Origin of the sequence: Arthrobacter sp., assembly GCF_031988865.1 — a bacterium.
In the GTDB taxonomy this organism is placed as follows: Bacteria; Actinomycetota; Actinomycetes; order Actinomycetales; family Micrococcaceae; genus Arthrobacter_B.
Map to the genome: position 1 here is coordinate 23,292 of NZ_DALZXY010000002.1, position 23,164 is coordinate 46,455.

Annotated in this window: 20 protein-coding genes; 10 read left to right on the forward strand and 10 right to left on the reverse strand. The window is 65.6% G+C overall.

What is annotated here, in order from left to right:
- Nucleotides 1-30: 30 nt before the first annotated feature.
- The 8 genes from RTN46_RS00640 to RTN46_RS00675 all read left to right on the forward strand — a co-directional run bounded on the left by RTN46_RS00640 (nucleotide 31) and on the right by RTN46_RS00675 (nucleotide 9,888).
- The gene (locus tag RTN46_RS00640) at nucleotides 31-1,197 is read left to right on the forward strand and encodes an exonuclease SbcCD subunit D (protein WP_312178495.1); all 1,167 of its coding nucleotides are present in this window, start codon (nucleotides 31-33) and stop codon (nucleotides 1,195-1,197) included.
- Nucleotides 1,194-4,334, forward strand: a complete 3,141-nt coding sequence (locus tag RTN46_RS00645; RefSeq protein WP_312178496.1) for an SMC family ATPase — start codon at nucleotides 1,194-1,196, stop codon at nucleotides 4,332-4,334. The genes RTN46_RS00640 and RTN46_RS00645 overlap by 4 nt, the downstream gene beginning before the upstream one ends.
- Nucleotides 4,335-4,447: 113 nt before the next feature.
- Nucleotides 4,448-5,824: an MFS transporter gene (locus tag RTN46_RS00650; protein WP_312178497.1), complete on the forward strand. Its 1,377-nt coding sequence runs from the start codon at nucleotides 4,448-4,450 to the stop codon at nucleotides 5,822-5,824.
- Nucleotides 5,825-6,058: 234 nt separating this feature from the next.
- Nucleotides 6,059-7,045 (forward strand): ABC transporter substrate-binding protein, encoded by a 987-nt coding sequence (locus RTN46_RS00655; RefSeq protein ID WP_312178498.1) that lies wholly within the window; start codon nucleotides 6,059-6,061, stop codon nucleotides 7,043-7,045.
- Between the two features lie 37 nt (nucleotides 7,046-7,082).
- Nucleotides 7,083-7,871 carry an ABC transporter permease gene (locus tag RTN46_RS00660; protein ID WP_312178499.1) on the forward strand — a complete coding sequence of 263 codons (789 nt, stop codon included), beginning with the start codon at nucleotides 7,083-7,085 and terminating at the stop codon, nucleotides 7,869-7,871.
- Nucleotides 7,868-8,641, forward strand: a complete 774-nt coding sequence (locus RTN46_RS00665) for an ABC transporter permease (RefSeq protein WP_312178500.1) — start codon at nucleotides 7,868-7,870, stop codon at nucleotides 8,639-8,641. The genes RTN46_RS00660 and RTN46_RS00665 overlap by 4 nt, the downstream gene beginning before the upstream one ends.
- Nucleotides 8,631-9,539, forward strand: a complete 909-nt coding sequence (locus RTN46_RS00670) for an ABC transporter ATP-binding protein (RefSeq protein WP_312178501.1) — start codon at nucleotides 8,631-8,633, stop codon at nucleotides 9,537-9,539. Before RTN46_RS00665 ends, RTN46_RS00670 begins: the two co-directional genes overlap by 11 nt.
- Nucleotides 9,540-9,708: 169 nt before the next feature.
- Nucleotides 9,709-9,888, forward strand: coding sequence for a hypothetical protein (locus RTN46_RS00675; RefSeq protein ID WP_312178502.1), 180 nt, complete (start codon nucleotides 9,709-9,711; stop codon nucleotides 9,886-9,888).
- A gap of 6 nt (nucleotides 9,889-9,894) precedes the next feature.
- Here the strand turns inward: RTN46_RS00675 and RTN46_RS00680 are convergent, their stop codons facing one another.
- The 5 genes from RTN46_RS00680 to RTN46_RS00700 form a co-directional block, all read right to left on the reverse strand.
- The gene (locus RTN46_RS00680; RefSeq protein ID WP_312178503.1) at nucleotides 9,895-10,839 is read right to left on the reverse strand and encodes a serine/threonine-protein kinase; all 945 of its coding nucleotides are present in this window, start codon (nucleotides 10,837-10,839) and stop codon (nucleotides 9,895-9,897) included.
- A 185-nt stretch (nucleotides 10,840-11,024) separates the two neighbouring features.
- On the reverse strand, nucleotides 11,025-11,840 hold the full coding sequence (locus RTN46_RS00685; RefSeq protein ID WP_312178504.1) for an alpha/beta fold hydrolase: 816 nt from the start codon (nucleotides 11,838-11,840) through the stop codon (nucleotides 11,025-11,027).
- Nucleotides 11,840-12,169, reverse strand: coding sequence for a biotin/lipoyl-containing protein (locus tag RTN46_RS00690; protein WP_066295408.1), 330 nt, complete (start codon nucleotides 12,167-12,169; stop codon nucleotides 11,840-11,842). Before RTN46_RS00690 ends, RTN46_RS00685 begins: the two co-directional genes overlap by 1 nt.
- Nucleotides 12,162-13,178: an alpha-ketoacid dehydrogenase subunit beta gene (locus tag RTN46_RS00695; protein WP_312178548.1), complete on the reverse strand. Its 1,017-nt coding sequence runs from the start codon at nucleotides 13,176-13,178 to the stop codon at nucleotides 12,162-12,164. Before RTN46_RS00695 ends, RTN46_RS00690 begins: the two co-directional genes overlap by 8 nt.
- Nucleotides 13,179-13,203: 25 nt before the next feature.
- Nucleotides 13,204-14,238 carry a thiamine pyrophosphate-dependent enzyme gene (locus tag RTN46_RS00700; RefSeq protein ID WP_312178505.1) on the reverse strand — a complete coding sequence of 345 codons (1,035 nt, stop codon included), beginning with the start codon at nucleotides 14,236-14,238 and terminating at the stop codon, nucleotides 13,204-13,206.
- 849 nt (nucleotides 14,239-15,087) lie between these two features.
- Between RTN46_RS00700 and RTN46_RS00705 the strand changes: the two genes are divergently transcribed.
- Both RTN46_RS00705 and RTN46_RS00710 read left to right on the forward strand, forming a co-directional pair.
- Entirely contained in the window at nucleotides 15,088-15,588 is a 501-nt protein-coding gene (locus RTN46_RS00705) for an Lrp/AsnC family transcriptional regulator (RefSeq protein ID WP_312178506.1), read from the forward strand.
- A gap of 55 nt (nucleotides 15,589-15,643) precedes the next feature.
- A complete protein-coding gene (locus RTN46_RS00710; protein WP_312178507.1) occupies nucleotides 15,644-16,366 on the forward strand; it encodes an NrtR DNA-binding winged helix domain-containing protein in 723 nt (240 codons plus the stop codon).
- A 30-nt stretch (nucleotides 16,367-16,396) separates the two neighbouring features.
- On the opposite strand, the gene RTN46_RS00715 is transcribed toward RTN46_RS00710, so the two are convergent.
- The 5 genes from RTN46_RS00715 to RTN46_RS00735 all read right to left on the reverse strand — a co-directional run bounded on the left by RTN46_RS00715 (nucleotide 16,397) and on the right by RTN46_RS00735 (nucleotide 23,128).
- The gene (locus RTN46_RS00715; RefSeq protein ID WP_312178508.1) at nucleotides 16,397-17,284 is read right to left on the reverse strand and encodes an ABC transporter ATP-binding protein; all 888 of its coding nucleotides are present in this window, start codon (nucleotides 17,282-17,284) and stop codon (nucleotides 16,397-16,399) included.
- On the reverse strand, nucleotides 17,281-19,014 hold the full coding sequence (locus tag RTN46_RS00720) for a dipeptide/oligopeptide/nickel ABC transporter permease/ATP-binding protein (protein WP_312178509.1): 1,734 nt from the start codon (nucleotides 19,012-19,014) through the stop codon (nucleotides 17,281-17,283). Before RTN46_RS00720 ends, RTN46_RS00715 begins: the two co-directional genes overlap by 4 nt.
- A complete protein-coding gene (locus tag RTN46_RS00725) occupies nucleotides 19,007-20,065 on the reverse strand; it encodes an ABC transporter permease (RefSeq protein WP_312178510.1) in 1,059 nt (352 codons plus the stop codon). The genes RTN46_RS00720 and RTN46_RS00725 overlap by 8 nt, the downstream gene beginning before the upstream one ends.
- Nucleotides 20,062-21,480 carry an amidase gene (locus RTN46_RS00730; RefSeq protein WP_312178511.1) on the reverse strand — a complete coding sequence of 473 codons (1,419 nt, stop codon included), beginning with the start codon at nucleotides 21,478-21,480 and terminating at the stop codon, nucleotides 20,062-20,064. Before RTN46_RS00730 ends, RTN46_RS00725 begins: the two co-directional genes overlap by 4 nt.
- Nucleotides 21,481-21,541: 61 nt before the next feature.
- The gene (locus RTN46_RS00735) at nucleotides 21,542-23,128 is read right to left on the reverse strand and encodes an ABC transporter substrate-binding protein (protein WP_312178512.1); all 1,587 of its coding nucleotides are present in this window, start codon (nucleotides 23,126-23,128) and stop codon (nucleotides 21,542-21,544) included.
- Between the last annotated feature and the right edge of the window lie 36 nt (nucleotides 23,129-23,164).

Below are 23,164 nucleotides of genomic sequence, written 5' to 3' on the forward strand. Positions count from 1 at the left end.
TGTGTCACCGGCGGGCGGTAGTTTGAAGGTATGCGAATTCTGCACACCTCTGACTGGCACCTCGGCCGTTCCTTCCACGGAGTCGGCCTGCTGGAGGCCCAACGCGGGTTCATCGACCAGCTTTTGGAGACTGTCCGCGCACAACGGGTGGACGCTGTCCTGATTTCCGGCGATGTCTACGACCGCGCGCTTCCCGGCGTCGACGTCGTCAGGCTCCTGGATGAGGCGCTTGCAGGAATCACCGCCGCCGGTGCCCGTGTCATTCTCACCAGTGGAAACCATGATTCAGCCGCCCGGCTGGGTTTCGGTGGACGGATTTTCGAACAGGGCGGCGTGCACCTTCGCACCGGGATCGACGCAATCACCTCGCCGGTGCTGCTGCAGGAGGGCTCTGCCACCGTGGCTGTGTACGGCATCCCCTACCTTGAGCCGCGGCTGGCGGCTCCGGAGCTCGGTGCGGATGTGCCTCCGAGCCATTCCGGAGTGCTGGCTGAAGCCTGTCAGCGGATCCGCCGGGACGTAGCGCGGCGGGAAGCAGAGGGAAACCCTGTTCTTCCGGTCGTGATGGCACACACCTTCGCCAGCGGCGGTCTCACTTCGGACAGCGAGCGGGACCTTTCCGTGGGAGGGGTCGGTGCCGTGCCGCTGGATCTGTTTACCGGGTTTTCCTACGCCGCCCTTGGCCACCTCCACGGCCGGCAGGAGCTGGCGCCGAACGTTTGGTACAGCGGTTCCCCGCTGCCGTATTCCTTCTCCGAAGCCCGCCAGTCCAAAGGTGGACTCCTGGTCGAGATCGGTTCCGCCGGCCTGACCGGCGTCACCCCGGTGCCGTGGGACGCACCTAAGCGGCTGGAGCTGCTGCGGGGGACCCTGGAGGAGCTCCTGGCCGACCCTGCCCTGGCCGGCGCGGAAGACGCTTGGTGCCAGGTCACACTGACGGATGACGACCGCCCGGCGAAGGCCATGGAACGGGTCCGGTCACGTTTCCCAGGGACGCTGGTGCTCGCTTTCGAACCGGCCTCGGGGAAACGCGGCGCGAACGAGAGCTACAGCCGCCGCCTGGCCCGCGCCACTGACGACCTGGATATCTGCTGCGGGTTCCTGGACCATGTGCGGTCCCGCGAAGCTGCCCCTGAAGAGAAGGACCTCTTCGTGGAAGTCCTGGAGAAGGTCAACGCCGCGGAGGTGTCCAAATGAGGATCCACCGGCTGGAGATACAGGCCTTTGGGCCGTTCGCGGAACGTCAGGTAATCGACTTCGACGAGCTGGGCGCCCAGGGGCTGTTCCTGCTCAACGGTCCCACGGGCGCAGGCAAGACCAGTGTCCTGGACGCGATCTGCTTTGCGCTGTACGGATCCGTTCCGGGAGCCAGGCAGGAAGCCCGGAAGCTTCGCAGCGACCATGCGGCGCCCGGCACGGCGCCCGAGGTCGTTATGGACTTCAGCGCCGGCCCGCGCCGCTTCGAAGTAGTGCGCAGCCCGCAGTGGGAGCGTCCGGCCAAACGCGCCGGAAGCGCCACCGGAACGGTCACCGAGCAGGCCCGGACACTGCTGCGCGAACTGGTCCACGGCGAGTGGGTGCAAAAAACCACCCGCAATGACGAGGCCGCAGCGGAGATTCAGGACCTGCTGGGCATGAGCCGGGAACAGTTCACCCGTGTGGTGATGCTGCCCCAGGGTGACTTCGCCGCATTCCTGCGCGCCGACGCCACGTCCCGTGCCGACCTGCTCCAGCGCCTGTTCGGCACCTGGCGATTCGAGGAGATCGAACGCCAGCTCAAGGAACAAGCCTCAGCCGCACAGGCGAAACTGGCCGAAGCGCAAGCCGGGGCCGATCTCATCCTGGCCCAGGTCCGCAGCGAAGTTAACCGTTGCCTGAGACTGCTGGGAGACGGGGGAGCCTCCCTGTCCGGCGGTGAGGGAGAGGACTCTGAGCCAGCTTCCGGACAGGATCTCCGAGTTGAGCCTGCCGGCGACGACTCTGCCTGGCTGGACGCCGTGCGCACCGATGTGGCCGCCCGGCTCGAGGGCTTCCGGGCCGGACAGGAACATCGCGGCACCGAACTTTCCCGGGCGGAGGACACCCTGCACCGGCTCCAGGCACGCCGGGCCCGTGGCCTGGCACTACTGCAGCTGGAAGCAGACGAAAGAGCGCACACCTCGCGCCAGGCGGCCAGCGTTCCGCTGCGCGAAGCGCTGGCCGCCCATGCCCGTGCCGAAGGGCTCTCCGGATATCTGGCAGCCTGCGATTCTGCCCGCCGCAGTTCGGACAAGGCAGCGGCCTACGCCGGCGCCGCCTTGGCCGAGCTTCGCCGGGCCGCGGCAGCAGAGGGGCTGGCGGAGCTGGTCCCTGCCGGGCCTGCGGAGACGGAGCCCGGTTCCTGGCCCGACCCACAGCAGCTGGAAGGACTGGACACGGCTACGGCGTCGGAACTGGGCGCAGCAGAAGCCGCCCTGGCCGACGCCGAACGGCTGGCCGGCATGGAGCGCCAGGTGGAAAAGGACCTGGCCTTCGAAACGGCGGCCCGGTCCGAGGCTGAACAGGCCCGCACCGCAGCCGCAGAGCTGCGCAGCGAACAATCCGGCCTGCGCACCGGCCTGCCGGGGCTCAGGTCCATTGCCGCCGGCACGGAAGCCGCACGAAACCGGATGGAACAGGCCGAGCGCCTGATAGAGGTCATCGCCGCGTACGGCAAGGCGCACGCAGCCGCTGCCGTGTCCGCGGAGGCAGCAGCAGCCGCCCGGCAGGACTACCAGGACCGGCGCGGGCAATGGCAGGACCTGTTGCAGCTCCGCCTTGACCAGGCGGCCGCCGAGCTGGCTGCTTCCCTGGAGACAGGTGCTGCCTGCCCGGTCTGCGGCAGCTGCGAGCACCCCGACCCGGCCCCGCTTCCCACGAACGGGACGTTCGTCGCCCGCGAGGATGAATCGGCGGCACGGTCCCGCAGCGAGGCTGCGGAAAAGCAGTGGGAGGAGGCTCGGAGTGCGGCGGCTGCGGATGCCGCAACGGCCGCTGCGCTCCAGGTCCAGGGCGGCGACGCCGATCCCCGGGACGCGCTCCTGGCGCGTGACGCGGCAGCAGCCGAGCTCCGCCGGGCGGAAGAAGCCGCGGCGAAGCAGGCAGCAGACGAAGCGCGAGTGGACCTGCTGGAACAGGAACTCGAGGGCCTCAACCGAGAAGAATCCCGGCTATTGCAGGAGGCTGCACATGCCCAGGCGCGGGCCGGGGCCGCCCAGGAGGAAATCGCGCAGCAGCGCAGCCGCAGCGCCGACCTGCGGAAGGGCGCCGCGACACTCCAGGAGCGTGTGGAGAACCTCCGGGCAGTCCGCAGGCTGGGAGGGGATGCCCGCTCGGCCCTGCAGGCGGTGGCACATGCGGGCGCCTCGCGGCTGAGCAGCACGCAGGCATTGGACGGAGCTCTCATTGGGACCGGGTTCGCTGATGCCGACGCCGCCCGGGCCGCCCTGCTCCCTGAAGCGGAAGCTGCGGAAATCCGCAGCACGGTCGAAGCGACTGACGCGGATGCCGCGCGCCTTGCCATGCGCCGCGAGGCAGAGGACGCGGCCGCGGCCCTGGACAGCGACGGCGAGCGGGCTGCCATGCCGGACGAGGAAGACGTGGCCGAGGCCGCGGAAGCGGCAGATGCCGCACGGAAGGCGGTCTCCGACGGAGCTGTCCAGATTGGCCTGCTGGAGGGCTCCGCCGCCACTCTCGAGGAGCTGGCGGAGAAACTGGCCGCGGCCGGCGGACAGATACGTCCGCTGCGCAGCCGGTTCGAACTGCTCCAGTCCGTGACCGAGACAGCCCGCGGCAACGGCGAGAACAACTACCGGATGGCGCTGAGCACCTATGTGCTCGCCGCACGCCTGGAACAGATCGCAGCTGCGGCGACCGAACGTCTCGCAGCGATGACGGCTGGACGGTACTCGCTGGTGCACGACGACTCCCGCTCCGGCAACCGGAAGGCAGGGCTTGGCCTCCATGTGATCGATGACTGGACCGGCGTCCGCAGGGATACCTCAACGCTTTCAGGTGGGGAGTCCTTTATGGCATCCCTGGCCCTGGCACTTGGACTGGCCGACGTGGTGCAGCAGGAATCCGGCGGGACAAGCATGGAAACCCTCTTTGTCGATGAGGGGTTTGGCAGCCTGGACGAAGAAGCGCTGGAACAGGTCATGGATGCACTCGAAGGCCTCCGCGACGGAGGCAGGGTGGTGGGCCTGGTCAGCCACGTGGGGGAGATGAAGCAGCGGATCGGTGCCCAGCTGCAGATTACCCGGGGACGGAACGGGTCCACCATCCGGTTCCGGTCCGCGGAAGCCCTGGCCTCCTGACCGGGGTGCGCGGCAGCGCTGCAGCACGGGGACAAGTAGTAGAATTGACGTGCAACCGGGTCGGGCGCATCGGGAGGGGGGACGGTGCGCAGTTTTGCGTGAACTGAGCGAAAATGAACCCTGATCCAATGACGCCCGAATATCCCTCATCGGAGCCTGCCGGCTCCGGTTCTGCCGGTGCCGGTGCCGGTTCCAGCGCTGCGGGCTCCGGGGCGGCTCCCGCACCGCAGGCCAGCGGCCGGTATGCGCGGATCTTCGAACTCGCCGGCAAAGCCTTCTTCCCGATCGCCTTCCTCGCCAGGCTCCCGCTGGCGATGCTGACCATCGGAGCATTGACCCTTGTCACCAGCACCACCGGCTCCTACGCCCAGGGCGGGTTCGCCGCCGGGGCAGTGGGTGTCGGTGCCGCGCTGGGGGGTCCGCTGCTCGGCTACCTGGCGGACCGCATTGGCCAGCGTCCCCTGTTGCTGGGCACCGCCGTCGTAAATCCGCTGATGATTCTGGCCGTGCTGTTCACGGCGGCGCAGCTGCCCGGGGGCGGCCCGCTGGCCGCAGTCCTGGCCGCTGCCTTCGCCATGGGAGCCACCGGCGCCCAGGTGGGCCCGCTCGCCCGCGTGCGCTGGATGTCCATGACGGCACCGGACCGCAGCGGCAGGGAACTGGGCACGGCTTTGTCATACGAGAGCATGGCCGACGAACTTAGCTTTGTCCTGGGCCCCGCACTTGTGGGCCTGCTGGCCGCGGCGGTAGCCCCGTGGCTACCCCTGGTACTGGCGGCGGTGATTTCCGGAACCATGGTCACCGCATTTGCCCTGCACCGCTCCGTCGAAGCTGTTGTCCCGGCGGGACGCCGGCCTTCGGCCAGAAAGAGAGCAGCCCACCCTTCGGCGGACACTGGCAGCTCAGCAGCCAGCGTGTGGCGGACCTGGGCCCTCCTGGCTCTGCCGGTCCTTGGCATGGTGGCCATGGGAACGTTCTTTGGCGCCACGCAGGCCAGCCTCACTGCCTTCGGCGGCACCTTCGGCATCGCCGACGCGGCTGGGCTGCTGTACTCAGTGATGGGCATCAGCTCGGCTGCGGCCGCCCTCTCGGTCGCGTTCTGGCCCGAGCGGCTTAGCCAGTCCGCCCGCTGGATACTCTCTGCCCTGGCCATGACCTGTGCCGCGCTGATGCTGCTTCTGCCCACCGGAATTCCGCAGATGCTCCTGGTGCTCTTTGTCCTGGGTATCCCGGTGGGGCCAACAATGGTCAGCATCTTTGGCATCGGCGCCCAACTGGCACCGCCAAACCTGATGGGTACCGTGATGACCCTCCTCGCCAGCGGCACGGTTGCCGGAACTGCCATTGGCTCAGGCCTGGCCGGTCCGCTCGCGGAGGAATTCGGCCATACCGCCGCGTTCTGGGTCAGTGCCTCCGCTGCGGGGGCACTCCTGGTCCTGGGGCTGGCGTCCGCCGTCGCCGTACGCCGGACAAAGGGCCAATCAGCCTAACCGACCCAGCAGGCATCCCTGCCATTCTTTGCAGGTGGTGCGGCTACATTACGGGCCGATATCGAATGTGGCTCTAATCACCTTTTTTCCTTGACGGAGAGTGACGTATTTCATAGCGTCTACCTGTAGAACTCTTGTTCAGTATGCGAACAGCGCAAAAATCTCGCCGTCTGCAGGACGTTCTCGCCCCCGTTCCGTCCACACGGGGATCCCCACGCACAAGGAGCGCTTTTCGTGAAACGTACTGTCCCCGTCATCCTGGCTGCCACGGCAGCTCTGGCCCTCAGCGCCTGCGGTGGAGGCTCTCTGTCCGGTGATGACAGCACTGCCGCTGCTGAAGGCTCGTCGGAACTGACCACGGTATCCGCCGGAGTCATGACGATTGTCGACACCGCACCCATCTGGCTCGGCAAGGAACAAGGCTTCTTCGAGGATGAAGGCATCGACCTCGATATCCAGACCACCACCGGTGGCGCAGCCGCCGTGCCCGGCATTGTCAGCGGCGACTTCCAGTTCGCCTTTGGCAACGTTGTCTCCGTGATGGTCGCCAATGACAAGGGCCTGAACCTGGAGTTCGTCTCCAACGGCAACTCGACCACTGGTGACACCACTTCGGACTTCGGCGCCGTCGTTGTTCCCGGCGATTCCGACATCCAGAGCGCCGCGGACCTCTCCGGCAAGACCGTCTCGGTCAACAACCTGTCCAACATCGGCGATACGACTATCCGCAAGGCCGTCGAGAACGCCGGAGGGGACCAGGAGAGCATCAAGTTCGTCGAGATTCCATTCCCTGACGCCCCCGCCGCGATCGAGTCGGGCCAGGTGGACGCAGCCTGGATCCTGGATCCGTTCCTGACACAGTCTGTGGACAACGGGGCCCGTGTCATCGCCTACAACTTCGCCGAAACCCACGAGAACCTGGACATCTCCGGCTACTTCACCTCTTCCGAGTACGCCAAAGCGAATCCGGAAATCGTCGAGAAATTCACTGCGGCGATGAAGAAGTCGCTGGTCTACGCGCAGGAGAACCCGGATGCTGTCCGTGACATCGTCGGCACCTACACCAAGATCGACGAAGAAATGCGCGCCAAGATGATCCTGCCCGCCTTCCACGCCGACTTCGACCGTGACGGCCTGACCGTTCTGGGTGAGGCCGCAGCCAGCTACGGAACGCTCTCAAAGGCTCCGGATCTGGACGCTATGCTGCCCGCACAGGACTAACACCGGACACCCTTCCGGTTTCACAGAACGAGACCATATGAATACCTCCAAACGCCTCCCCACGGGGCCGTTGCTGGGTTTGGCGGGAATCCTCGGCTTCCTGCTGACCTGGGAACTCATCCCCCGGCTGGGCGTGGTCAACCCCCGCTTCCTACCTCCAGCGAGTGAGGTGCTGGGCGTCTTCGCCAGCAACCTCGGACTGGGCGCCTTCTGGACCGCCGTCCTCGACACGATGACGGGCTGGTTCCTGGGCCTGCTCATCGCCACGGTCGCAGCCATCGTGCTGGGGCTGGTGATCGGTTCGAGCGACTTCCTGCGGAAGGCGACGAACTCCACCATCGAGTTCCTACGGCCGATTCCCTCGGTTGCACTGATTCCGCTGGCCGTGCTCCTCTTCGGCCTCAAGCTCGAATCGACCCTCCTGCTGGTCATCTACGCGTCCTTCTGGCAGGTCCTGATCCAGGTCCTGTACGGGGTGGCCGACGTCGATCCCGTCGCCAGCAACACGGCCAAGAGCTTCGGCCTCGGCCCGCTGGCACGCATCCGGTACGTCGTGTGGCCCACTACGCTTCCGTACCTGATGACAGGCATCCGCCTGGCTGCGGCAGTGGCCCTGATCCTCGCCATCACAGCCAGCCTGATCATTGGTTCGCCCGGCCTGGGTAAGGAAATTGCCAACGCCCAGTCCGGCGGTGCAATTGCACAGATGTACGCACTCGTCCTGACCACCGGTGTCCTTGGCATTCTCATCAACATGGGCATGCGCTTCGTCGAACGCCGGACCCTGTCCTGGCACAGCTCGGTCCGCGGGGAGGTCGTGGTATGAATACGCTCAAGAAAGCCGGCTACCTAGTCGCACTGCCCGTTCTGCTGATCTTCATCTGGTGGATCGGCACCCAGGGAAGCACCAACTTCTTCGTCCCCAAGCCCGGCATGCTGGTGGACAAACTGGTGACCGTCTGGACAGGGGAGCGCCTGGTCGGGGATGTGCTGCCAAGCCTTACCCGGCTCGTGATCGGCATCCTGCTGGCAATCGTCCTGGGCACTGTCCTGGGCATCCTGGTCGGCACCACCCGCTGGCTGCGCAGCCTGCTGGAACCGGTCCTGGAGTTCTTCCGGGCCATTCCGCCGCCGGTGCTGATTCCGGTCCTGATGCTGCTGATCGGCGTTAACGACCAGATGAAGATTGCGGTCATCGTTTCAGGCTGCATCTGGCCGGTACTGCTGAACACCATCGAGGGCGTCCGCGCCGTCGACGGCGTCCTCAGCGATACCGCCCGGACCTTCCGGATCAGCGGGTTCGCCCGGATGCGCTTCCTGGTGCTCCCCAGCGCCAGCCCGCAGATCATGGCCGGGATCAGGCAGTGCCTGTCCATCGGACTGATCCTCATGGTGATTTCGGAGATGTTTGCATCCTCGGAGGGCCTCGGCTTTACGATCGTCCAGTTCCAGCGCTCCTTCGCCATTCCAGAGATGTGGAGCGGCATCGTGGTCCTCGGCCTGATCGGTGTGGCCATGTCATTTATGTTCCAGTGGGCCGAACGCCGCATTCTCGGCTGGTACCACGGTTTGAGAGAGGTAGAACATGCAGAGTAACCCCACGGACGGCCAGGACCAGCCGCTGCTTTCGGTCCGGGGCATCCAGAAGATCTACAAGGTCGACGCTGGAGAAATCGAAGCAGTCCGCAACCTGACCTTCGACCTGCGGCCTGGGGAACTGGTCTGCCTCGTAGGCCCCTCCGGCAGTGGCAAAACGACGCTGCTGAAGATCATCGCCGGCCTGATGGCACCGACGTCGGGCGAAGTCGTCCTGGCGGGTAAAAAGGTCACCGAGCCGCCCAAGGACATGGCGGTGGTTTTCCAGGAGTACGGGCGAAGCCTCTTCCCCTGGATGACCGTGCGGGGCAACGTCGAACTCCCGTTGAAGAACGCCGGAATCGCCAAGGCCGAGCGGAACAAGCTGGTGGACGACGCGCTGGAGGCGGTTGGCCTGGCCCACGTGCCCACCAGCTACCCGTGGCAGCTCTCCGGCGGTATGCAGCAGCGTGTGGCTATCGCCCGGGCTGTCGCGTACCAGCCCAAGGTGCTGCTGATGGACGAGCCGTTCGCCGCCGTCGACGCCCAGACCCGGGCGGACCTGGAGGATCTGGTCCGTGATGTCTGGGAGAAGCTGGGTGTGACGATCCTGTTCGTTACGCACGATATTGACGAGTCCGTCTATCTGGGGGAGCGGGTGGTGGTGCTTTCCAGCTCGCCGACCGTGGTCCAGGAGGACATCGTCATTGATCTGCCCGAGAAGCGGGACCAGCTCACCACACGTTCGCTGCCGCGCTTCGTGGAACTGCGCAACCACGTATATGAGCAGATCCAGATCGCGAAAAAGAACAAGGGCACGGCCAATACCGTTCCGGCTGATCCGCGGACATCGGTTCCCCACGCCGTCGCAGCGGGTGACGGGGGCATGCCGCCGATCGGTGGAATGAACGCTTCCTAACCACCCGGAAAGACGGTTCGGAGCAGCTCAGGGATCCGGCTTCCCCGCCTCGGCGGAGGAGGCCGGGTCCCTGTCGAGTGAGGGCATGGTGGCCTAGTATCGGAAGTCAGCGGCCACGGCAGGCAGCGCGGCCGGACACCCCAAGCGGCACCCGCCAAAGGAGAGCGTCATGGCTGATTCAGGCAAGAAGAACCCGAAAGAGCAGAACCAGGAAGAAAACCCGGACGGAACCGGGCCTGAGGGGACCATTCCCAAGACAGCCGACGGCGTGGCAGCGGCCAGCGCCGACGAAGCCTCAAATTTTGAACCCGAGGAAGATACGGACGCCGCCGGGGACAGTGGCTCCTGAGTGTGCCTAGCCCAGGCTGGGAGCGTGGTCGGGCGGCAGCGGAATGTAGATGTTTCCGGTGGTGACCCCGCCCGTGGTGACTTCCTCTTCCTCCGGGCCGGCCGCGCCGCCGACAGGCAGCACCATGTCCGGCTCCACTGCCAGCTGGCGCAGCGCAGCGGCCGCTTCCTGGGCAGTCGGGCGAACGTCGGGAAGACGCGCTGTCATAGCACGCAGCAGCTCGACCCAGTCCTCCCCGAGGGAGCTGGGGATCTCGGGATCCCGGAGCAGGCGGGCAACTGCCGCTTCCACTATCGGACCGGGGAAGGCTTTCTCTCCGGTCAGTGATTCGAGGAGTACGAGGCCAAGGGAGTAGATGTCGGTGGAGGGCTGAACAGTGCCGCCCTGGGCCTGCTCCGGACTCAGGTAATTCGCCGTGCCGATGGTGGCCCCGTGAGCCGTTGCCACGGTGGCCTCCACGAGGCGGGCGATGCCGAAGTCCGTGAGTTTCGGGTAGAGGCGGGAATCGTGTTCCTGCGGATACAGCAGGATGTTGGCCGGCTTGACGTCCCGGTGGATGACGCCCATGGTGTGCACATAAGCCAGGGCATCGGCCAGATCGGCGCCGAGCGATGCTACCGACACCGCCGGCAGCGGACCGGACTTGAGGGTGCGGCGCAGATCCGGACCGTCAACCAGTTCCATCACGAGGTAGTTCAAGACGTGGCCGTCATCGTCGTGGTGCAGGCCGGCGTCGAGGAGGGTGACAAGCCCCGGGTGGTTCAGCGTTGCCAGCAGCAGTGTCTCGGTGTGCTGCCGGCGGTAGTCGTCGTCCTCCTGGACGGTGGGCCGAAACAGCTTTACGGCAACTTCGCGTCCGAGGTTCTCGTCTGTAGCCCGGTGCACGGAAGCGGCGCCGCCAGCTCCTATGAGCTCGGCGGTGCGGTAGCGCTGCCCCAGGAGTAGTTCCACAGGCGTCCTTACTTGGGAGTTGAACTGCATAAAACTGCAGCAAAAATGACGATGACGGGGAAGAGACGAAATGAAAGCACACTTACTAATAATTAAAGTGTACTGACAAATTTGATCTTACCTGCCCCAACACCCACGCAGCCCGCTTTAAAGGCTTTCGTGACCAAGTCTTGACAGGGCGTGCCTCACGCCGGGGTAGTCGGACCGGGATCCAGGAACGAGAGCGCGGCCGATTTGAAGGCCCGCGAGGTCACGGCGTTGGCGTGGCTGCGGCCCGGCAGCAGGAGCAGATCCGCGCGCCCGCTCAGCTCAGCCAGCCGCGGTGCGGTCGCTGCCAGCCCGTCCTTGTCCCCGGCAACAAGCAGCAGCGGCATGGCCGGAACGGCGTCCTCGGGGCGGAAGGGCTCTGACTTGATGGCCTCGATCAGCGTGAACAGCGCCTCAAGGTCATTTGACGGGACCAGCGTCGCCATCCGCAGCAGGTCCGCGCTGACCGGATCGGGAAGCGGGGCGCCCCCGGCTAGTGAGGCGCGCGCGCCGGCAAGGTCGAAGTCTGCCAGCGGGTCCCCGGCACCCGGGCCGCCCAGGACCATCCTGTGTACGTAACCGGGTGTGTCGGCCCCGAGCTCCCAAGCCAGGCGGGAGCCCAGCGAGTAGCCAACAACATCTACGCCGGAGGACTCATCGCCCTCCTCGAGCGGGCGGACGCCTGCCGAGGTAAGCAGCCGCATCAGCCCGGACCGGATCCGGCTGGGCAGGTAGAGCTCTTGTGCTGCGGGGGCAGGGCTGCGGCCGTGGCCGGGAAGGTCGACGGCGAGAACCTTCCGGCCCGCTTCGGTGAGCGCAGCGATCCAGCCGGTGGACTGCCAGTTCATTTCAGCCGAAGAGGCAAAGCCGTGCAACAGCAGTACTGGACGCAGTCCGGCATCCGCACCCCGGGCAGGTTCGAAGACCTCGAGGTGCAGTGCCGGATCGGTTCCGTTGAGGGTTTCCGCCGCCATTAGTCCTCGTCCAGGACTGCGGACAGCCGGACCCGGCGGCGTGCCGGAGCTTCCTCGGGAACGGTGCCCACGATCCCGGCAGTGTTATCCGGAACCTCGAACACCACCAGCGGTTCACCGACGTTGATCTTTTCGCCCGGCTCGCCGTAGATGCGGGCCACGATGCCTGCCTGCGGTGAGGGGAGCTCGACGGCGGACTTGGACGTTTCCACCTCAACCAGCGGCTGGTTGCGTTCCACCTGGTCGCCGGGGGCCACCAGCCACTCCAGGACGGTCGCTTCGATCAGGCCTTCGCCGAGGTCGGGAAGGGGAAAGGAAATTTCAGCCACGCCGGTACTCCAATACTCGCTGGATCCCAAAGAGGATGCGGTCAATGTTCGGGATATATTCGTCTTCGAGGTCACCTGAGGGATACGGTACGTCGAATCCGGTGATGCGTTCCACCGGAGCGCGCAGGGTGTCGAAGCAGCGTTCGGTGATGAGGGCTGCCACTTCCGCTCCCAGTCCTGCGGTCAGCGGGGCTTCGTGCACCACCACGGCACGCCTGGTCCGGGCCACGGAAGCCGCCAGTCCTTCGGCGTCGATCGGCTTGAGCCAGCGCAGGTCCAGGACTTCGATTTCGATGCCGTCCTCAGCGGCAAGCTCGGCCACCTGCAGGCAGCGGGCCACCATTGCGCCCCAGGCGACGAGGGTCAGGTGCTTTCCGGGGCGGACCACCTTGGAACCCAACGGGGATCCGGGATCCGCGAAGTCCACGGCGTCCTTCTGCCAGTAGCGGGACTTCGGTTCCATGAAGATCACCGGATCCTGGGCCGCCGCAGAATATTTCAGCAGGTGGTAGGCCTCGTGCGGGCTCGACGGCGAGACGACCTTCAGACCCGGAACATGCGCGAACAGCGCTTCGAGTGACTCGCCGTGGTGTTCGGGTGCACGGATGCCGCCGAAGCTGGGCACGCGCAGGGTCACCGGCATCGGCATGGTGCCGCGGCTGCGATAGTTCATGCGGGCGAGCTGCGTGATGATCTGGTTGACGGCAGGGTAGGCGAAGCCATCGAACTGGACTTCGGGAATGGGGTGGAAGCCGGCCATCGCCAGTCCCACGGACATGCCCAGGATCCCGGACTCCGCCAGTGGGGTGTCGAAGACCCGATCAGCGCCGAAGCGCTTCTGGAGACCGTCGGTGATGCGGAAGACGCCGCCGAGCCTGCCGACGTCCTCCCCGAGCACCACGGCTTTTGGATCCTCGGCCAGGATCTCGGCCAGGGCGCGGTTCAGCGCCGCCTGCATGGAAATTGTTTCGACGGCAGCGGACTCAGGGGCGGGACTTGCTCCGTCCATGAGCCGGGCTCCTTCGGTCAGTTGGCTAGACATGCTCGGATTCCTCCCGCCAGGCGCGTGCCTGGGCCTTCAATGCGTCAGTGGGTTCTGCGAAGACGAAATCGAACATTTCCGTCCCCGGCCGGGACCCGAGGGCCTGGACGCCTTCGCGGACGGTCTCGGTGTGCGCCTTGGCTTCGGCCGCAGCAGCGTCCAGGAACTCCTGGGTACCTGCTCCGGTTGCCAGGACGAGTTCGGCAAGCCGCGAGACCGGATCGGTGCCGGCATCGCGGCGCTCATCGTCCAGGGTCCGGTAGCGGCCGGGATCATCACTGGTGGAGTGGGGACCGCGGCGGTAAGTCATGGCTTCAATCAGTACCGGGCCCCTGCCGGCGCGGGCATGGCCCAGCGCACTGCGGGTGGCGCGGACGACGGCGGCGGCATCGTTGCCGTCCACGGTCACCGATGCCATTCCGTATCCGGCGGCACGGGCCGCCACAGTGCCGCCGGCAACCTGCTCTTCGGTGGGCAGCGAAATCGCCCATCCGTTGTTCTGTACGAAGAAGATCACCGGAGCCTTCAGCACCCCGGCGAAGTTCATGGCCTCGTGGATATCGCCCTGCGAGCTGGCGCCGTCACCGAAGTAGGTGATCGCTACCGGCAGGTCCGCTCCGGGCTCGGCAGAGAGCCGGGCTCCGTGCGCCCAGCCGACGGCGTGCAGCACCGAACCGCCCACAACGGCCTGGATGGGCGCCAGCCGCGTCTGGACCGGGTCGTAAAGCCCGCCGTGCCAGCTGGCCTTGTGAGTGGACATGTATTCCACCATGTCCACGCCCAGGGCCAGTGCGACGCCCATTTCCCGGTAGGTCGGGAACAGGAAGTCCCTGGCCGGGTCCATCGCAAAGGCGCTGCCCACCTGGGCCGCTTCCTGCCCCAGCTCCGGAGCGTAACCGGGGATGATGCCCTGGCGCTGCCAGGCGACGGCGGCCAGGTCCAGTTCCCGTGTGGCGCATACCAGCGAAAAGAGCCGGCGCAGTTCCTCGTGAGTGAGCTCCGGAGTGCTCTTGGTATCTAGATCCATGTGCTGAAAAGTAACCGCAATCACGTCAACTTGGCAATCTAGGACGGTATAGGTGCGCACACTGTGCATCTTGCATCCTGATTACCGGAACTACCTAAACAAATTGATAGGTGGATGTGGGAATTGGTCGTCAGACATCGGGTTGTGGTCGAAAGTCGATCGCGCCGGCCACCGCGCCAGCCGGGCGCAATCCTGCAGGTGGCCGGCGCCGCGCCGCGGCAGGCGCCGGATTCAGGGGTCACGGAAGTTAATTCGCAGGTGCGGACTGGCATTTATTTTATTTCCCGGTATGGTCTGAAAGTATCCACTGGTTGAGTGACACAGGAGTGTAAATGTCTGGAAAATCGCCGCAAGGATCCGACGCCAAAAAACCCGGCAGGTCGATCAAGGAGAAGCGGGCCGACAAGCGGGCCAAGTCAGCCGCCGACACCGAGGCTCTGCCGAGGAAGCGTAAGGGGCAGTAGCCAGGCCCGGGGGCAGTAGGCAGGTCAAGCGGGCTGGGGAGGGGTTCAGCGCAGAAATTATTGCGGAAAACTAAAACACCGCGAAAATAAATGTTGCTGTTTTTCCCTGTTTTTATGGTTTTACACAACCGGAGGCGGTTTTATGCGCCGCGGCAGTGTTTCCCGCCGTGACCTTTTTACTGTTTATTCCCGCCAAAAATTATGAGTACGGCAGAAGCCCCCGCTGGAGTTTTCCAGCGGGGGCTTCTGCCGTGGCGTGCTGAGCAGTGTGGTATGCATGCGGATAGAGTTCCGGATGAGGGTCAGCGCGGCTGAGCCCTCCAGCCCAGGGTCGATGTCCTGGGCCACCGGTTGCGCTCCCACAGAAAGCCACAGAAAGGTTGCCATGGCGACGGATCAGCTCGATGCCAGGATCGTCTCCCTTTTTACCGACGACCCCCGCATGTCGGTGCTTGAGGCATCACGCAAGCTGAAAGTTGCCCGGGCAACGGTGCAGGCTCGGCTGGACCGGATGCAGCGCAGCGGTGTGATCGCCGGGTGGGGGCCGCGGGTTGATCCGGCTGCGCTCGGGTATGACGTCATCGCCTACTGTTCACTCACCATCCGGCAGGATCAGGGGCACGACGCCGTCGTCGCAGCGCTGTCCGAAATCCCGGAGATCCAGGAGGCGCACACGGTCTCTGGCGAGAGTGACCTGATTGCCCGAGTGGCGGCCCGTTCCAACTCTGACCTGCAGCGTGTCATTGACTCCATGGTCGCCACCGGAACGGTCCTGCGTTCCTCGTCCGTGATTGTGCTCAACACCCATTTCGAGGGGCGTATGCTTCCGCTGCTGCACGCGGCGGCCGGAGCCGAGGCTCCAGCCGGACCCGGGCAAAGCGCGTAACGTTGAGCTGGATTCGCGCCAACTGTTACTGATGTTCTAGGAAGGGCCTGCGGGGATGAGTCCGAAGTACGCAAATGTCTCCGAGCGGGAGCAGGAGCCGCCGTCGCTGGCCATTTCCACTGTGATCTTCGCGCTGCGCACGGATCCGGAGACCGGGCGGCTCAGCCTGTGGCTGCCCCTTGTCCGGCGGATCCGCCAGCCCTACCGGGAGCTGTGGGCCCTGCCCGGCGGGCCGCTGCGGCCCAGCGAATCCCTCCAGGACGCTGCAGCCCGGAACCTGAGGGAAACCACCGGGCTGTCACCGCGGTATCTCGAACAGCTGTATGCATTCGGCGGCCCGGACCGTTCGCCCTCTCCACGGGTGGTCTCCATTGTGTACTGGGCGCTGGTGCAGCCGGACGAAGCAGCCCTGGCACGCCAGGATGAAAACGTCGGCTGGTTCCCGGCAGACGCTGTCGGAGAGCTCGCCTTCGATCACAACCAGATCATTGACTACGCCCTGTGGCGGCTGCGCAACAAGATGGAGTACGGCTCCATTGCCTATGCTTTCCTGGGCCCCACCTTCACGCTGGCGCAGGTCCGCGAGGTTTACGAAGCCGTCCTGGGCCGGGAACTGGACCCGGCTAACTTCCGCCGGCAGCTGCAGAGCACACAGGACATCGAGCGGACGGATTCCTTCCTCCAGGGCGGCCGCCACCGGCCACCGCGGCTGTACCGCTATACCGGGCCGGAACTGCAGACCGATGCATTCCCTTCGGAGGAAGCCACGGAATCCTGACGGTCCCTTACGCCGTATTTATGCTCCGGCTCAGCCGTGGCCGCCGGTGGGGGACTGACCGGTATCGCCGTCTATGTTGAATCCAGGGCCGCCCGGCACTGATTCCAGCAGACGCCGGGTGTAGGGATGCTCCGGTGCAGAGTAGACCTGCTCGATCCCGCCGAATTCGACTAGGTCACCGTGATAGAGCACTGCCACCTCGTCGCTGACGTGGCGGACGACGGAGAGATTGTGGGAGATGAAGAGCATTGTCAGCCCAAGGTCGCTCCGCAGCTCTCCCAGGAGGTTAAGGATGTCCGCCTGGGTGGTCAGGTCCAGCGCCGACGTGATTTCGTCTGCGATAACGAGGTCCGGTTCCACCGCCAGCGCCCGGGCGATGCGCTGCCGCTGTCCACCGGAAAACTCATGCGGATACCGCTGGGCGGACTCCGGCGGAAGCGAGACCCGCTCCAGCCACCCGGTGATTGCTGCGGCATGGCGCCTGGGAGTGCCGCGCCGGGGATCGATGGCCTCGGCCAGTGTCTGTCCGATGGTTCGGCGCGGGTTCAGGGAGGAGTAGGGATCCTGCGGGATCAACTGCACCTTTCGGCGGAGCTCGCACAGCTGGGCGCCCCTTAGCCCCGTAGTATCCATTCCGTTGAAGCGGACTGAGCCGGCGGACGGTTTGATGTCACCCACCAGTGTGTTGGCGAACGTCGACTTTCCGGAACCCGATTCGCCAACCAGCCCGACCGTTTGGCCGGGATGGACCCGCAGGCTAACTTCGTTCAGGATGCGCACACGCATCGCACCGGAACCGAGCTCGACCGTCAGGCCGTGGACATCGAGCAGGGGTGCGGTCACGACGTCGGGCGCAGTAATCGGCGGGGCGTGTCCCTGGAGAGGCGTGGGGCTGTCCATGCTTGTGCTTCCCTTCATAGCCGGGCTCCGTCCGAATCGGACGGGGCGGGCGGGGTCCAACGCGAGCCGGTGAGGGTTTCGCGCTTTTCAGTCATGCTGGGGGTCGCGGACAGCAGCGCCTGCGTGTAGGGGTGCTTGGCCTGGCCCTCCTTGAGCTGGCGCCCGGTGAGGCGTTCAAGGATCTGCCCGCCGTGCATCACGAGCACCTCGTCGCAGAGTTCCTGGACTACGCCGATGTCATGCGAAATGAAGAGGACGGCCGTCCCTTGTTTACGGTTCACCTGACGGATTTTCCGAAGGACCTCCGCCTGGACGGTGACGTCCAGGGCGGTGGTTGGTTCGTCGGCAATGAGCAGTCTCGGTTCCGCGATGGTCGAGGACGCGATCATGGCCCGCTGCAGCATACCGCCGGAGAGCTGGTGCGGGTGCTGGGTCATACGCAGCGCAGAATCCCGGATGGACATCTGGTCGAGGGCGTCGACCATCTCCCGGTCTGCGGTTCGCCGGTTGCGTCCGAGGTGGGTCCGCTGGACTTCCGTCAGCTGCGGGCCCATGCGCAGGGCCGGATTAAACGTGGTGCCTGGATCCTGGTAGACGAGTCCGATATTTTCTGCCAGAACTTTGGGATCGTTGTGCCCCAAAAGGTCCAGGGCATCAAGGCGGAGGGTGTGGGCGGTTGCTGACACACCCTCTGCCAGAAGTCCGGCGACGGCCATGGCGGTCATAGATTTACCGGAACCGGATTCGCCAACGAGTCCGACGACCTGACCGGGCTGGATACACAAGGACACACCGTTCACAAGTGTGCGTCCGTTCGGTGCCCTCACGGTGAGGTTGTCCACTTCCAAAAGTGCGGCGGAGTTCGCTTCGACGGAGGCCGGGCGGGTGGCTGCCCGACGCGCCGGAGCAAAGCGCCGGCCGCCGCGGGGGTCCGCCGCGGACGCCAGCCCGTCACCGATGAGCATGGCCGCCAGTCCGGCAATGACCAGCATGATGGACGGCGCGATCACCTGGAGGGGCTGTGAGTAGATTGAGACGAGTCCCTCGTTGAGGAGACGGCCAAAGTCGAACTCCGGACTCTGCACACCAAGCCCTACAAAGGACAGCGAGGAGATCTCCAGGAGCGAGAGGGCAAAGCTCGAGGTCGCCACGACCAGGATTGGTTCGGCCATGTTTGGCAGGATGTGGCGGGTGACCAGCAGCGGCGTTGGGACTCCCAGCAGACGGGCGGTCCCCACAAAATTACGGTGGGACACGGAAGCCGCCAGGTTCGCCGTTAGCCGGGCAAAGCTCGGGATGCCGGCCAGTCCGATGGCGATGACCGCCGTTGTGCTTCCCGGGCCAAGAATCGCCGCGATGATCAGGGCAAAGATAAGGGACGGGTAGGCGACGGCCGCCTCGATCAGGCGCAGGGAGAGCTCGCGGATCCGCCGGGGGGCCAGCCAGACCGCGGAGCCAACCGTGAGTCCGCCCAGCACGGAGATAGCTGTGGCGGAGATGGACATGACCAGGGTCAGCCGGGTCGCCACGAGGGCACGGGCGAGGATATCGCGGCCGAAGTCGTCGGTTCCCAACAGATGCTCGGCGCTGGGGCCCTGCCGGGAATCCGCGCTCAGCGTCTCCGCTGCGCCGGTCAGGAAGAGAGGGGCCAGGAGTCCGGTTATCACCAGGGCGCCCATAAGTACCAGGCCAAGGACCAGCCCGGCGCTCCAGCGAAACCGGCGGGGTGTGTTGGGTGTTTCAGCCATTGGAGTTCGCTCCGAGCGTGCGGGGATCGATGATGCCGAGGACAACGTCCACGAGCAGGTTCAGCAGTGTGGCGATCAATCCGACGACCAGAATGATGCCTTGGATGACCGGATAATCGCGGTAGATGATTGCCTGGATGATTTCGCTTCCGAGCCCGGGGTAGTTGAAGACCGTTTCGATGATGATCGCCCCGCCCAGCAGACTCGCCAGGATCAGGCCGGTGATTGTCAGCGTGCTGGTCAGCAGGTTGGGCAGGGCATGGCGCAGGTAGAGCCTGAGCGGGGGTATCCGCCGTCCCCGGGCAGTGCGCATGTAGTCCTGTTCCAGGACGGTTGCGGTTTCCTGCCTCACGACTCTGGCCACGGCACAGGTCGGGCCCAGTGCGAGGGCAAGAGTAGGCAGGACGAGAGCGCCGAGTGAGTCCGCTCCTCCCGCGGGGAAGATCGGAATCATGATGGCGAAGAGGACCACCAGCAGGGTGGCCGTTACGTAGCCCGGCAGTGAGGCGAAAAAGCCGGCGACATTGCCGAACCCCATGTCCAGCCAACGGCGCCTGCCGCCCCGGGTGAGGACACCAACGGCCATGCCGGCGGGAACCGCGACGAGAAGGACCACAGTGATGGCCATCAGCGCCAGTTGCGCCGTGTAGGGCAGCTTCGTGGCGACGATAACGGACACCGCCTCGTTGAACCGGAAACTTGTGCCCAGATCAAACTGGAACAGCCCCGTCAAATAGTCCAGGAACTGCACCGGCAGCGGTTTATCCAGTCCCATCCGCTCCCGCAGGAGGGCCAGAGTTTCCGCAGAGGCGTCCGTTCCCGCGATGGCGCGCGCGGGGTCCCCGGGAATCAGCGGCACCATCAGGAAGGTCAGGACCACAAGTACGAACAGTGACAGCAGCAGGCCGCCGCTTCGACGGATGGCGAAGTTCAGCCAGGCGTTTGAGGACCATCGGCGCCGGCGCACGCGCCCTGCGGGACCGGGCAGGACGCCGAAGCCCGGCCCGCCCGGCGTGTTTGGGCCGGTGAGGGTGCTCGGATTCACGGTCACCGCACAGCCCCATTCAATGCGGGTGCCCGGCGGTCCTGCCAGCGGAAGTGCTCCTCGGCCTGCGCGGCCAGGGCGATCAGCCGGGCTTCGTCGAAGGGCGCGCCAACCAGTTGGGCCCCGACCGGCAGTCCGTTCCGGTCCGTGTGGACCGGAAGGCTGACGGCGGGTAGCCCGGCCATGTTGCAGAAGGAGGTGAAGGAGATCATGCGCAGCTCCGTGAGCCTGGGTCCGCTGGGATCGTTGTTCGCTTCATCCAGCACTACGCCCACCCGCGGAGTCGTGGTCGCCATCGTCGGGGTCAAAAGGACGTCGTAGTCCTTGCCCCATTGGGCCACCACCCGGCGGGACTCAAGCTGGAGGAGGGCTGCGGCTCTTGCATAGAGTCCGGCGTGGAATCCCTCAGCCTGTGCAATCCGGTGGGAAATGTACGGGTCGACCTTTGAGGCGTCGTCGAACGGGGTTGCCCAGACCGAGGCGCTGATGATGATCTGGAAGGCATCAATGGCCTCCCTGGAGAAGAGAACAGGTGCTGCTTCGAACACCTCGTGCCCCGCGGCTTCCAGGGCGGTGCCGAGCATGTGTGCAGCTTCTGCACAGGCCGGATCGACCGGCAGCCCGGTCGGCGCCTGAAGCAGCATGCCGATTCGCAGCCGTCCCGGATCGGCTCCGACTTCGGAGGCAAAGGGCCGAGCGGGCGCGGGTGCCGAGTACCAGGCAAGACGGTCCTGGGCGCTCATCGCATCAAGGATTCCCGCCGCGTCCGCGACCGTGCGGGTGATGGCTCCTTCAACTGTCGAGTGCTCCCAGCCGGATACTTCCTGGGGAACCCGCCCTCGGCTGGGTTTCAGGCCGACCAGGCCGCATGCAGAGGAGGGGACCCGGATGGATCCTCCGCCGTCGGACGCATGGGCGATTGGGGCCATGCCGGCGGCGACGGCAGCGGCGGCTCCTCCGCTGGATCCCCCCGGCGTGTAGTCCGGATTCCACGGATTCCGGGTATTTCCATGACGGGCGTTCTCCGCGACTGTCAGGGGTCCGAGTTCCGGGGAGTTGGTGCGTCCCATCAGCAGGAACCCTGCCTCCTGGAGTTTTTGGACGCTGAGGCTGCTGGTGGTCCGGGGAGTGTCGCCTATGGCGAGCGAGGAATGGGTGTTGGGCTGCCCGGCAACGTCGGAGAGGTCCTTGATCGGAATCGGTACCCCGTGGAAGGGACCCAGTTCCTCGCCGGCCAGGACCTGGCGTTCGGCCTTCCGTGCGGCGGCGCGGACCTCCTCGTCGTTGCGCCAGACGACGGCGTTGATCAGTGGATTGACGTCGTCAATACGCGCCAGGTAAGTGTCGACGACCTCCACGGGGCTGAGGGTGCGGCTGCGGATCGCGGCAGCCAGGCTTGTGGCGGAATCAAAAGGGTCCATCGGTGTGCTCCTAGGTGTGAAAGACGCTGTGGCGCCCGCCGGCGGGCGCCACAGCCTTTGGTTACTTGAGGACCCGGTAGTGCTGATCGTCCAGGGTTCCGCCGAGCGAAACGACGGCGAACCCATCCGAGGAGATCATGATCCGGGGATCGTTGGACAAGGGGATGGCATCGGCATTGGTGATCACAGAATCCATGGCCTGCTGCAGGGAGGCGCACTGGGCTGCTTCATCTCCGCCCGCGCGGTACGCGGCGAGGGCCTCCTCGGCCTCCGGGTTGTTGATGGCCGCGATATTTCCGCCCCCGTCTTCCATGGGTGCGCCGCTCATCGAGTTCATCGGGTTGGACATCGTTCCCATGAAGTTGAGGTCGGCGTACACGGTGAGGTCCCAGCCAGTGGGTTCACCGTAAACCGTGCCGATCCAACCACCGACGTCGAGGTTGTCCAGGGTGACGTCCGCGCCGGCAGCCCGCAGCTGCTCCTGGACGTAGACGTTGCCCGAGCCCTGCGGCCCAACGATCTGGGCACCCACCATGCGGATCTTGACCCCGTTGAGGACCGTCTTGGCAGCGGACGGGTCAAGCTCCAGCACAGGAGAGTCTTCCGGGGATGCGCACTTCGTCCCGTTGGCTACGAGCTGGGTGCTCACCTGGCCCATGCCGTTTGAGGTGATGTTTTCGAAAGCTGCGCGGTCGAGGACCTGGGCGACGGCCTGTCGCTTGGCTGGATCGGTGAACGGGCTGCCCTCACGTTGGTTGAACAGGACGAAGAAGTCCGAAAAGGCCTCATTGGCTACGGTGAACTTGTCGTTGCCCTCGAATCGCGGAACGCTGTTGGCGTTCACGAATCCTGTGTCCAGCTGTCCGGCCAGGAGCTGGTTGGCGGTGGCGTTTTTGTCCGCAATGACGTTGTAGACAATGGTTGCGGGAGACTGCCCCGGCAGCGGGGCCGCGTAGTCCGGCCAGGAGTCGTAGTCCTCGCGGAGGGAGTAGGTGTAGCGCACGCCGTGTTCCTTGCCGGAGAGGAGGTAGGGCCCTGACTCGGATCCCGCGGCGGTTCCCGCGGCGAGTGCCTCAGGATCTGCCAGGCCTGCCGGGCAGATAATTCCGGACGCGGCCATGGCCAGTCCGGGCAGCATGTCCGGCCACGGCTCGGCCAGTTCGATCTTCACGGTCCCCGCGGCGTCGTCGGCGGTAATGACCGGAGGAGCTGCTACGCCGAAGATCAGGGGCCCTGACACCGAGGCGGTCTCGGGCGCGGCAAGGTATTCGAGAGAATTTTTGACGATCTCCGGGGTGATGGGTGTGCCGTCCGAGCAGGTGGGGCCATCCCGGAGGGTGAACACAGCGCCGTTGGGGGTGGTTTCCCAGGTCTCGGCCAGCCCTCCCACCAGCTCATTGCCGTCGTCCTTCCGCAGCAGGGTGTCATAGCTCATCCGGGCGGTCAGATAGTCCGGGAGGGACACTCCCCGGACCGGGTCGAACGTCGCAGGCAGGTCGAGGGTGGTCCGCACGGTGCCTGCAGGCTGTGACGTTGCTCCGTCAGCGGCACCGGAGGCGGCCGGAGAGGGGCCGGCGGTGGTACAGCCGGTGAGTAGGAGGCCGGCCGCTGCAATGAGGGCTCCGGCTGGATACAGCGAACGGTTCATGGTGGTCCTTTGCTGGTGGTGGTGAACGGGTAGCGG

Excerpts from the sequence above, each read along its gene's own strand:
- RTN46_RS00640 (WP_312178495.1), top strand. The coding sequence starts at position 31 with ATGCGAATTCTGCACACCTCTGACTGGCACCTCGGCCGTTCCTTCCAC.
- RTN46_RS00645 (WP_312178496.1), top strand. The coding sequence starts at position 1,194 with ATGAGGATCCACCGGCTGGAGATACAGGCCTTTGGGCCGTTCGCGGAA.
- RTN46_RS00650 (WP_312178497.1), top strand. The coding sequence starts at position 4,448 with ATGAACCCTGATCCAATGACGCCCGAATATCCCTCATCGGAGCCTGCC.
- RTN46_RS00660 (WP_312178499.1), top strand. The coding sequence starts at position 7,083 with ATGAATACCTCCAAACGCCTCCCCACGGGGCCGTTGCTGGGTTTGGCG.
- RTN46_RS00665 (WP_312178500.1), top strand. The coding sequence starts at position 7,868 with ATGAATACGCTCAAGAAAGCCGGCTACCTAGTCGCACTGCCCGTTCTG.
- RTN46_RS00670 (WP_312178501.1), top strand. The coding sequence starts at position 8,631 with ATGCAGAGTAACCCCACGGACGGCCAGGACCAGCCGCTGCTTTCGGTC.
- RTN46_RS00675 (WP_312178502.1), top strand. The coding sequence starts at position 9,709 with ATGGCTGATTCAGGCAAGAAGAACCCGAAAGAGCAGAACCAGGAAGAA.
- RTN46_RS00685 (WP_312178504.1), bottom strand. The coding sequence starts at position 11,840 with ATGGCGGCGGAAACCCTCAACGGAACCGATCCGGCACTGCACCTCGAG.
- RTN46_RS00695 (WP_312178548.1), bottom strand. The coding sequence starts at position 13,178 with ATGGACGGAGCAAGTCCCGCCCCTGAGTCCGCTGCCGTCGAAACAATT.
- RTN46_RS00700 (WP_312178505.1), bottom strand. The coding sequence starts at position 14,238 with ATGGATCTAGATACCAAGAGCACTCCGGAGCTCACTCACGAGGAACTG.
- RTN46_RS00705 (WP_312178506.1), top strand. The coding sequence starts at position 15,088 with ATGGCGACGGATCAGCTCGATGCCAGGATCGTCTCCCTTTTTACCGAC.
- RTN46_RS00710 (WP_312178507.1), top strand. The coding sequence starts at position 15,644 with ATGAGTCCGAAGTACGCAAATGTCTCCGAGCGGGAGCAGGAGCCGCCG.
- RTN46_RS00715 (WP_312178508.1), bottom strand. The coding sequence starts at position 17,284 with ATGAAGGGAAGCACAAGCATGGACAGCCCCACGCCTCTCCAGGGACAC.
- RTN46_RS00720 (WP_312178509.1), bottom strand. The coding sequence starts at position 19,014 with ATGGCTGAAACACCCAACACACCCCGCCGGTTTCGCTGGAGCGCCGGG.
- RTN46_RS00730 (WP_312178511.1), bottom strand. The coding sequence starts at position 21,480 with ATGGACCCTTTTGATTCCGCCACAAGCCTGGCTGCCGCGATCCGCAGC.
- RTN46_RS00735 (WP_312178512.1), bottom strand. The coding sequence starts at position 23,128 with ATGAACCGTTCGCTGTATCCAGCCGGAGCCCTCATTGCAGCGGCCGGC.